Source organism: Acinetobacter sp. YH12227 (genome assembly GCF_013417785.1).
Classification (GTDB): Bacteria; Pseudomonadota; Gammaproteobacteria; order Pseudomonadales; family Moraxellaceae; genus Acinetobacter; species Acinetobacter gandensis.
The window spans coordinates 1-9,722 of the sequence record NZ_VPDH01000100.1; the positions used below are offsets into that span (position 1 = coordinate 1).

The 9,722-nt window shown below is 37.5% G+C and carries 8 protein-coding genes and 3 pseudogenes; 7 read left to right on the top strand and 4 right to left on the bottom strand.

Annotated elements, in window-relative coordinates; all coding sequences use genetic code 11:
* Window positions 1-143 (top strand): annotated as a pseudogene (locus tag FTV09_RS15940) (pyridine nucleotide-disulfide oxidoreductase); the annotation flags it as partial.
* 317 nt (window positions 144-460) lie between these two features.
* On the opposite strand, the gene FTV09_RS15945 reads toward FTV09_RS15940, so the two are convergent.
* The 3 genes from FTV09_RS15945 to FTV09_RS15955 form a co-directional block, all read right to left on the bottom strand.
* The gene (locus tag FTV09_RS15945; RefSeq protein WP_180058866.1) at window positions 461-715 is read right to left on the bottom strand and encodes a YfhL family 4Fe-4S dicluster ferredoxin; all 255 of its coding nucleotides are present in this window, start codon (window positions 713-715) and stop codon (window positions 461-463) included.
* A gap of 9 nt (window positions 716-724) precedes the next feature.
* Complete coding sequence (yegQ, locus tag FTV09_RS15950) at window positions 725-2,131, bottom strand: tRNA 5-hydroxyuridine modification protein YegQ (protein WP_180058867.1); 1,407 nt, start codon at window positions 2,129-2,131, stop codon at window positions 725-727.
* A gap of 81 nt (window positions 2,132-2,212) precedes the next feature.
* A complete protein-coding gene (locus FTV09_RS15955; protein ID WP_180058868.1) occupies window positions 2,213-2,629 on the bottom strand; it encodes a Cd(II)/Pb(II)-responsive transcriptional regulator in 417 nt (138 codons plus the stop codon).
* Window positions 2,630-2,691: 62 nt separating this feature from the next.
* On the opposite strand from FTV09_RS15955, the pseudogene FTV09_RS15960 reads away from it, so the two are divergent.
* The 6 genes and pseudogenes from FTV09_RS15960 (at window position 2,692) to FTV09_RS15985 (ending at window position 9,612) form a co-directional block, all read left to right on the top strand.
* Window positions 2,692-3,327, top strand: a pseudogene (locus tag FTV09_RS15960) (cation transporter).
* A 391-nt stretch (window positions 3,328-3,718) separates the two neighbouring features.
* The gene (locus tag FTV09_RS15965) at window positions 3,719-4,279 is read left to right on the top strand and encodes a TetR/AcrR family transcriptional regulator (RefSeq protein WP_180058869.1); all 561 of its coding nucleotides are present in this window, start codon (window positions 3,719-3,721) and stop codon (window positions 4,277-4,279) included.
* A 574-nt stretch (window positions 4,280-4,853) separates the two neighbouring features.
* Complete coding sequence (locus FTV09_RS15970) at window positions 4,854-7,490, top strand: type VI secretion system Vgr family protein (RefSeq protein ID WP_180058870.1); 2,637 nt, start codon at window positions 4,854-4,856, stop codon at window positions 7,488-7,490.
* The gene (locus tag FTV09_RS15975; protein ID WP_067762667.1) at window positions 7,491-8,396 is read left to right on the top strand and encodes a DUF4123 domain-containing protein; all 906 of its coding nucleotides are present in this window, start codon (window positions 7,491-7,493) and stop codon (window positions 8,394-8,396) included. It abuts the gene before it with no gap.
* Window positions 8,397-8,478: 82 nt separating this feature from the next.
* Complete coding sequence (locus FTV09_RS15980) at window positions 8,479-8,919, top strand: hypothetical protein (RefSeq protein WP_180058871.1); 441 nt, start codon at window positions 8,479-8,481, stop codon at window positions 8,917-8,919.
* Between the two features lie 9 nt (window positions 8,920-8,928).
* On the top strand, window positions 8,929-9,612 hold the full coding sequence (locus FTV09_RS15985) for a DUF2235 domain-containing protein (protein WP_180058872.1): 684 nt from the start codon (window positions 8,929-8,931) through the stop codon (window positions 9,610-9,612).
* Here the strand turns inward: FTV09_RS15985 and FTV09_RS15990 are convergent.
* A pseudogene (locus FTV09_RS15990) lies at window positions 9,603-9,722 on the bottom strand (IS30 family transposase); the annotation flags it as partial. The gene FTV09_RS15985 and the pseudogene FTV09_RS15990 overlap by 10 nt on opposite strands.

Sequence of the window (9,722 nt, forward strand, 5' to 3'; positions counted from 1 at the left end):
AGCGCAACGAAACCAATGTGAAAGGTGTATTTGCTGCGGGTGACTGTACAACAGTACCTTACAAACAAATCATCATTGCGACAGGTGAAGGCGCGAAAGCATCACTTTCAGCATTCGATTACATTATTCGTTCAGGTCAATAATGAAAGAAAAGGTCAGTGTGTTCCCCATACACACTGACCTAATATTGAGATAAGTTTTTATCATCATTTTTGAATATTGTTGTTCTCAATATTCTCGTTTTACAGGAACTTTGGACGCTAACATCCAAGTTCCTTTTTTTGTCTGCAAAAAAAGAACCAAAATGTCCCCACACATTTTGATCCTATTCGTTGCCCAACTTTTTTTGTTTTACAACCTTATTGTTATACTTTCCCCAAGGTTGTCTTTTTAATATCTGTAATACTGAATGCAATATAAGCCACCAGTATTCAAGCGACTTCATTTGCTATCTCAGCATTTAAGATTTGAACAAATTCAAACCTTTAAATTTTTCCATCAATTGTTCTTGGTTTTCCACGTGATCTGGATGAGGAATAATGCACTCAATTGGACAAACGGAAACACAAGTTTGATGCTCGTAGAAGCCCACACATTCCGTGCAGCGATCTACATCAATTTCATAGACCTTTGTGCCTTCATAAATCGCATCATTTGGGCACTCGGGTAGACACATATCACAGTTGATACATTTATCCGTAATCAACAAAGCCATAATTGCAACTTAAGCCTGATAAGCCAAAGACAATGCAGAAATATCTGCCGTCGAATTTGGTAAGTTTCGAATCAGTAGAGCAAATGCTATATCGACATCGGCAGGAACGGGAATATCCACAATGTGACCAGAGCCTTTGGCATCTTCAATCAAGTTACCTTTTTTGTCTTTAATTTCAGTTAGTGTAAAAGTGATATTGCCCGATGTGGTCATCAGTTCTAAGGAATCGCCAACTACAAAACGGTTTTTCACATCAATTTTAATGTAGTCGCCATTACGCTCTAAAACTTCGCCACAGAACTGTTGATGATCAAAGCGTGAAGAACCAGTTTCATAGTTTTGATATTCGCTGTGTACATGACGGCGCAAGAAACCTTCGGTATAGCCGCGGTTCGCAAGCCCTTCAAGTTGTGACATCAGTGATGGGTCAAAGGCTTTGCCTGTAAGGGCATCATCAATCGCTTTACGATAAATTTGCGCAGTACGGGCACAGTAGAAGTAGGATTTAGTTCGACCTTCAATTTTTAGAGAATGAATGCCCATTTTCGCTAAACGATCGACATGCTGGACGGCACGTAAATCTTTAGAGTTCATAAAGTAAGTACCATGTTCGTCTTCTTCAGCTGCAAACATGTCTTCTTCATTGCGTTGTAATAAAACCGGCTCGCCAAATTGGTGTTGTTCTAAGGCGTGTTGCTCATCGGCATCTTTATTTTCACAGCATTTACTTTCTTTGAATGCGTCCTCAACTTGAGTGACAGGAATTACATCACCAGTTTCGTCTTCTGCTGCATCGTGAATTTTATAGTCCCAACGGCATGCATTGGTACATGCACCTTGGTTCGCATCACGTTTATTCATATAGCCTGAAAGTAAGCAACGACCGGAATAAGCCATGCACAATGCGCCGTGTACGAAAACTTCAATTTCCATATCAGGCACATTCTGCTTAATTTCTTCAATTTCTTCGATGGAAAGTTCACGTGACAAAATGACACGTGTTAGCCCCATATTTTTCCAAAACTTCACCGTAGCCCAGTTCACTGCATTGGCTTGAACAGATAAGTGTATAGCCACTTCAGGGAAGTTCTCACGCACCATCATAATCAAACCAGGGTCTGACATAATCAGGGCATCTGGATTCATGGCAACTACAGGTTCAAGGTCACGAATGAAATTTTTAAGTTTGGAATTATGCGGTTGGATATTGACCACTACATAGAATTTTTTGCCTAAGGCATGGGCTTCAGTAATACCAATTTTTAAATTGTCATGGTCAAAAGCATTATTACGAACACGTAAGCTATAACGTGGCTGACCTGCATAAACCGCATCGGCACCATAGGCAAAAGCATAGCGCATGTTTTTCAGTGAGCCGGCAGGAGAGAGGAGTTCAGTTACGTGTTGAATAGTCATGTCTTTAAAGGCATACAAAAATTACGCCTTTTATTTTAGCCATCTAAAAAAAGGATTCAACCTAGTAAAACAGTTGGGATTTCAAGATGTTCCATTTTCTAGCTGCTTTAAAATTTGGCAGCTATCTACACGAGAAGTTTCATTACAGGCGGCACGAAGCTGTTTTAATTGCTTTTTGAAATTTTGTAATTCTTTAATTTTTTCAGAAACTTGAATAATATGCTGATCAATTAATTGATTGACCATTTGACAGCTTTGCGCAGGCTGTTGTTCTAATTCAAGCAGGCTTTTAATTTCATTGAGGGAAATATCGAGGTCACGACAACGTTTAATAAAAATCAGCCGTTTGAGCGTTTCTTCATCATAGTAACGATAATTATTTTCTGCACGAAAACTCGGTTTCAGCAAGTTTTTCTTTTCATAAAACCGAATTGTATCGCTGCTCAGACCTGTTTGTTGAGCCAATTCTTTGATCAAAAAATATTTTGTAGTAGACATACTTGACCTTGGAGTTACTCCATAGTTTTAAATGATCATAATACAAACAGAGGAATTGGAAAATGGCCTGTACTTGTAGTCATGAACCTGCACCGAAAAAGCCAGACAGCAAATTTAGAACAGCTTTGTGGATAGCGCTAGCCATCAACCTTGTGATGTTTTTGGTGGAACTCGTTGGTGGCATGTATGCACATTCTTCTGCGCTCTAGGCAGACGCACTCGACTTTTTTGGCGATGCGGTTAACTATGGTGTATCACTCGCAGTATTAGGTGCAAGTTTATATTGGCGTGCATCGGTTGCTTTTGCAAAAGGTTTAGTCATGGCACTATTTGGCTTCGTTGTCATTGCAAAAGTGATATATGCCTATGTACAAGGCATACCTCCTGAAGCAATCACAATGGGTACAATAGGTATACTAGCCTTAATTGCAAATATTGTTTGCGCAGTATTTTTATATGCATTTCGTGACGGTGATTCAAATATGAAGTCTGTTTGGTTATGCAGTCGCAATGATGTTATCGGTAATGCGGCTGTGATATTTGCAGCAATAGGCGTATTTGGAACAGGAAGTATGCTACCTGATATTATTGTTGCAGTTATTATGGCAGTACTGGGTGTAACTGGCGGCTATCAAGTAATGAAAAAAGCTCAGCAAGAACGAGTGCAAAGTGCTGAACAGAAAACCAGCTGTTCATAGCCATTTAGCAAAAATATTTTATGTCGAGCAATGCACGTTTTTAATCTTTTTATGAGAAATAAGTTTATGAGCCGGCATTTTATTTTTAATAAATTTTACGTATTTTAATCAAGTCATTATATTTGTTTTGACGCTCAAATTATTTTTTATAATTTATAAATATTAATGGTTTAGTTGCTAATTTGATGTGAAAAATAATTTAAATTAACTAGCTTTTAATAATTATATTTTTAGTATTAGATGATTTGGAAAAAAGTGGCTCAGCTGTTTTAAGGTTCATGGTTGGTTTTAAGCTATAATGCACGGCCATAGAGGATGTAAATTCTATACGTACACTGTGCTTATGAGCCAATGGCTTAATTTTTTAAAGTTTGGCACTTCAGGTAAAAAAATGTCAAAGAAACAAGACATCATTCACACTGCACTGAAACTGTTTAATACCTATAGCTATAACTCTATTGGTATTGATCGGATTATCAGTGAATCTGGTGTTGCAAAAATGACGTTTTATAAATATTTCCCATCCAAAGCTAAATTAATTGAAGAATGTCTCGTGACCCGAAATCTTAATTTACAGGAGTCACTTGATGCTGTAATTGCTCAATGTGATCCAAAAGATTATTTATCTCATATTAAAACAATATTTGCTTGGTACGATGCATGGTTTCGATCGGCAGATTTTAATGGATGCATGTTTCAAAAAGCAGTAGAAGAAATTTCAAAGGTTTATCCTTCTTCTTTACAACCTGCAATTGATTATAAAGAATGGTTAAAGTCTAAAATAAGTTATGCACTTCGACGTTTAGGCATACAACAACCCGATCAGCTTGCGGCATTTTTATCAAGTATTTTAGATGGTATGACCATTCAAGCGCAGATTGATCCAAATCAAGTAAATTTGGATGATTATTGGAAACGGGTGTACACACTCATTCAATTAGAATTGGCATGAGCATTACTATGCTTAATTAGAAGGATTGAACGACACTCGAATTTCTTTAGGCTTGATTGAGCAGTGAATAAGTTAAGTTATAACGTGCTTAAAAAATAAAAAAGCGCGGTTATTCTAGGAATAACCGCGCTTTGCTGATAATGGTGTGCTACAAATCATTGACTATGTTAGCGGCAGTGAATGATTTGTATTTTGAACGCTTTAGACGTCTTCTTTTATTTATTTTTACCCTCTGAATGCATCGTGTCATTCGGTTTTTCAGCAAAATAGACAGACCTGTCTGTTTGATCTAGATTATAGGGGATTAAAATTGTAAAACAATATAGTAATGATTTATTTTTAATCATCCTGTTTAAATTAACTTATTATTTTTTATGTGTTATTTAGGGGAGTTAAATTCATTATCTTATTTGTGTAGTTTTTCTAATGAGTTTTTGAATTTTTTGTAACATGCTTGAGACTTCGTTTTACATATCTAAACATCTTTGATGTTTCCTATGATTAAATAAAGTCTATTTTTTGATTAAAATAATGATCTAATTATTTCGTATTATTACAATTTAGAATTTTAATTATGTTAAGCAATATACTTGCTGTATTAGAACAATTTGGCCTATCTGCCCAAAAACGCGCTATTCATGTTCAATTTTCCAATCCTGCTTTGAACGCAGAGATTTTTATTCAACGTATTGATGGGGAGCATGTCTTGAATCAGGGCATGCAAGCGACTTTGATTTGCCTATCCACCAATGCCCTTATTCCATTAAAACAATTTATTGGCGCACAAGTCGCAGTTGATCAAGTGACCGATCAAGGCGAACTCTTTCGTACCACGGGTATTATTACTGAAGCCACCCAAGGGCAGAGTGACGGTTCACTCACGCTATATAAACTTACTTTAGAAGATGCAACGTCGCTATGGCATAAACGCCGCAACAGCCGTGTGTTTATGAACAAATCGGTGCGTGATGTCAGTGAGACTCTGTTTAAAGAATGGCAAAGCAAAAGCCCGCTTTTCGCAGCAAGTCTAACGCTTGATCTAAGCGGTTTAAGTGAGAACTATGATGTTCGACCATTCATTATGCAGTCGAATGAAACAGACTATGATTTTTTAACGCGGCTATGGCGCAGTGAAGGTATCAACTGGTTAATTGATGAAGCGCAGCTGAAAGTGCCACATTCCTCAGCCCCAATTGAAAAACAAAAACTTCGCCTGATCGATGACAATAGCCAATTTCAAGCACTCAGCCGTCGTAGTATCCGCTTTCATCGTTCCAGTGCCACAGAAAAACAAGACAGCATTACCAGCTTGATCAGTGAACGGAGTATTCAACCGACTGCGGTACATGTGCAGCGCTGGCAAGCTGATGGGCTTAGTCAAGAAGAAGGTGCTGGTTCAGTCCAAAGCAAACATCAGCATAGTCAAAGCCATGACAATGCCAGCTTAAGTCTTGAACAAGCATGGCATGTCAGCCCCGCATGGATGCAAGATTTAAAAGGCGAAGACCAAGCTACCGCTTCATCTAACAGCCAAATTGAAAAACTGAATCAGAACTTAACACGCTATAACGAATTACAATCGAAAAAATTCAATGCACAATCGACCGTGCGTGATACACAAGTCGGTTATTGGTTTGAACTGAATGAACACCCAGAAATTGATCAGCATAGTGGTGCAGACAGACAATTTTTAATCACAGAAAAGAAATTCTATAACCAAAATAACTTACCCAAAGATCTCACTGAACAAGTCAATCAACTGATTGAACAAAGCCAGTGGAATATTAAACCCATCCATGAACAGGCCGAGCGTCAGGCCAATCAGCTCACATTGCAACGCCGCAATATTGCGACGGTTCCTGAATATAACCCACTCGAACACCGTCCAAGCACCCATCCGCAACGGGCTAAAGTTGTCGGGCCAAGTGGTGAAGAAATACATGTCGATGAATGGGGGCGTATCAAAGTCCGCTTCTTATTTACCCGTGGAGATGACCACAGCCATGATGGCGGTGCAGGAAGTAATGACAATGATACGGACTCTGCATGGGTAGATGTACTGACTCCATGGGCAGGCGAAGGTTATGGCGCACGCTTCTTGCCGCGCATTAATGAAATCGTGGTGATAGATTTCTTTGACGGCAACATCGACCGCCCATTTGTGGTGGGGCGTATACATGAAGCACAGCGCAGTCCAACCCAATTTGATAGTAAAGGCAAACTGCCTGACACCAAAAAACTGGCTGGAATAAAAAGTAAGGAAGTCCAAGGTGAAGGCTTTGGACAACTGCGCTTTGATGACACGACGGGACAAATATCAACACAATTACAAAGTACCCATGGTGCCACCCAGCTCAACCTAGGGAACCTCAGTCATCCCAAAGAAACCGCAGAAAGTGAGGGAAGAGGTGAAGGCTTTGAACTGAGAACCGATCAATGGGGCGCAGTACGTGCAGGACAAGGGCTACTTGTCAGCACACACCCACAACAACAAGCAGCAGCAATGCACCTCGACGCACAAGCTGCAAAAGATCAAATCGAAGCCAACTTAAACAGCAGTAAAGCTTTAAGTGAAGTGGCGAAAAATCAACAAACTGACCCACTTGAAGTCTTGGATAATCTGAAAAACTTCCTTGGACAAATTGAAAAAGGCAGTAAAGAAAAAGCTGATGCCTTTAAACAAGCTTTGATGATTTTATCTGCACCGAACTCAATTGCTGTGAGTAGTCAGGAAGATATTCATCTTTCAGCAGATGGACAGATCAGCCAAAGTGCAGGCGATAGCATCAACCTTAGCAGTCAAAAATCCTTAATTGCCCATGCGCAAAGCAAGATCAGTCTATTTGCAGCACAAGAGGGATTACGTGCTTATGCAGGCAAAGGCAAAGTTGAAATCCAAGCTCAAGGTGATGGGGCAGATCTGATTGCACGAAAGGGTATTCAAATTATTTCTACGGAAGATACCGTTGAAATTAAAGCCAGTAAGAAAATAGTACTGACAGCTGGCGGTAGTCAAATTGAGATTAGCAGTGCAGGGGTATTGCCAACTACTGCTGGAAAGTTTGAGGTGAAGGCTGGGCAACATTTATTTTTAAATGGCTCGAAAGTCAATATAAGTCTTCCTTTTTTTCCTCAAAGTGTATGTTGGGAATGCTTGGCAAGAAGAGCGAGTCAAAGAGGTGCATTTGTAAATAAAGGGGATGGCCAATAGATGTCGAAAATATTAAAAAATGATTTAAGTCGTTTCTTTGAGCAATTCCCTAGAGAAAACTATTTTATATATGGGGTGATTGATGCTGCACAAGATAGTAGCTTTTTTAAACGTAAGGACATTTTGCAATCACGTAATATATTAGTTGAGGCAGCCGGTGATAAAGCATCGGAGTTATCACCACATTTAATTCAATTGAGTCATAATATAAATAGTTCTGAGTGGGAATATATTAATCATCGGATGGTTGGTACATCACGAATGACTTTAATTGTCACAATGCTAAGTTTTGATGACTTATATGCGCACTTAAGACAATTTATAGATGTTAAGTTTGAGGGGGGACTTGAAATGTATTTAGCATTTTGGGATCCTGCGATACTTGGTACATTAGTGGGGCAAACAACTGATAATACTTTATATGTACAGCAACAAGTCTTATTGGAAGAACAAAAGAAAATTCTTTTAAAACCAATTTATAGTTGGTGGTATTGGGATCGTTTAGGTCAAATACATACAATTATTGGTGATAATAATTGTGAATTACAAATATTTTATGATTGGCGCCAGCCCTTTGAATTTACAATTGAACAAGAAGAACTAATGGTCGAAGCTACTTTTCCTGATCATCTAATTTATTATTTAAAATTAAATAATCCGTTTTTGATAAAGTCATTCAATAATTGGGACTTGTATTTATATGTTATTGAAATGCTTAAAAAGGCTAGAGAATGTTCGCTAAATGGCACTAGAGATATTTTAAATTTTATATGTTTGACATTGATTTATAAAGATAAGTTTGAAAGTGATATGTTTTTGCAAAGTGTTCTTTTAAAAGTAAAAAATAAAATCATCAATATGGATCAGGCAATGGAAGAAATTGAAGATTTGATGCAGCTGAGCTAGTGCATTTATAGTGATTTAAATACTATGAATAGTAATAAATTACTAATTTAAAAATTGTATATTTAAAATTAAGGGTAAGTTAATGAATGTTTTAAAAAAAATTGTAATGCTGCCGATTACTATAATGATGGGTCTAGTTGGGTGTAGTACAGGCTCCACAAAAACATATGTTTTGACTACAACATCTTATGGTTACGATACCAATTATATCCCCTATATCGTTGAATTAAATCAAGAAGAATTAGGAGGTGGGTTTGGTAGTGGAACGAAAAGGTCAGCAGTTTTAACTGGGTCACAATTTGTTAAATGGGGTGAAACAAATAGTTCCCGCAAACATACAGCAATCAATGTTCCTATATTAACTTCTGAAGAAATAAAAGGTAAAAAATACTTAGCAGTGCATTTATATCCGGATGATAGTGTAGAGATTACCTTATCAAATGAATTGCCTCGTGCTACTAAAAAAGGTTTAGAGTGGAGAGCAAAAATAATTGATGAATTGAATGCAAAAGAAAAAAAATAAGAGAAGACTATGTTTAATGAATTACAGAAAATAAAGAATAGTAATCATGATATTGCTAATCAGAGTCCTAATGCTAAACAGGATTGTTCTGATGTAGTTAATATTTCAGTTTTTTTTGATGGAACTGGAAATAATTTAGAGAATGATGAAAAAATTGCCAAGTTAGCTAATCCTGCAAAACTATGGCGTAATGCTATTTCTTATAGTAACTTTGAAATGCGTTCTCTAAAAACACCTATACAGTTAAGTCATCCAATTTACATTTCAGGTGTTGGAACTCCATTTAATGGAGAGATTAATAATTGGATTGACAAACAAATAGCAAATTCTCAAGATACATTTCCTACTGGTGGCGCTACTGGAGTTGGCGGATCTAGGCGCTTAGAATATGGTGAAGACCAGATTAGTGAAACGTTAACCAACGTTTTAAAACTTAAAATTGAACAAGCTGAAGCGATTCTTAAGCCACAAGTTGAGGAACGTAAAATTGAAGCTGAAGCAAAAATCGAAGCTAATTTAAACCAGCATCGATTAATTAAAAAAATCAATCTATCAATTTTTGGTTTTTCCCGCGGTGCTGCATTGGCACGAGTGTTCTCTAATGAAATGATTTGGAATAACGAAAGTAAAGATTTAAGTTTAAACTACAGTCTAGCAGGACAATCTGAAAAAATACGGCGAATTCAAACATGAGGTGCGACAGTTTGAAAAGTCTTATGATAATCAACAAGCTGAGCAAATTTCTCTAATGGTGTAAGCCAATCTAACGCTTTTCTAGGACGAGTATTCAGTGACATGGCAAC

Excerpts from the sequence above, each read along its gene's own strand:
- FTV09_RS15945 (WP_180058866.1), bottom strand. The coding sequence starts at position 715 with ATGGCTTTGTTGATTACGGATAAATGTATCAACTGTGATATGTGTCTA.
- yegQ (WP_180058867.1), bottom strand. The coding sequence starts at position 2,131 with ATGACTATTCAACACGTAACTGAACTCCTCTCTCCTGCCGGCTCACTG.
- FTV09_RS15955 (WP_180058868.1), bottom strand. The coding sequence starts at position 2,629 with ATGTCTACTACAAAATATTTTTTGATCAAAGAATTGGCTCAACAAACA.
- FTV09_RS15965 (WP_180058869.1), top strand. The coding sequence starts at position 3,719 with ATGTCAAAGAAACAAGACATCATTCACACTGCACTGAAACTGTTTAAT.
- FTV09_RS15970 (WP_180058870.1), top strand. The coding sequence starts at position 4,854 with ATGTTAAGCAATATACTTGCTGTATTAGAACAATTTGGCCTATCTGCC.
- FTV09_RS15975 (WP_067762667.1), top strand. The coding sequence starts at position 7,491 with ATGTCGAAAATATTAAAAAATGATTTAAGTCGTTTCTTTGAGCAATTC.
- FTV09_RS15980 (WP_180058871.1), top strand. The coding sequence starts at position 8,479 with ATGAATGTTTTAAAAAAAATTGTAATGCTGCCGATTACTATAATGATG.
- FTV09_RS15985 (WP_180058872.1), top strand. The coding sequence starts at position 8,929 with ATGTTTAATGAATTACAGAAAATAAAGAATAGTAATCATGATATTGCT.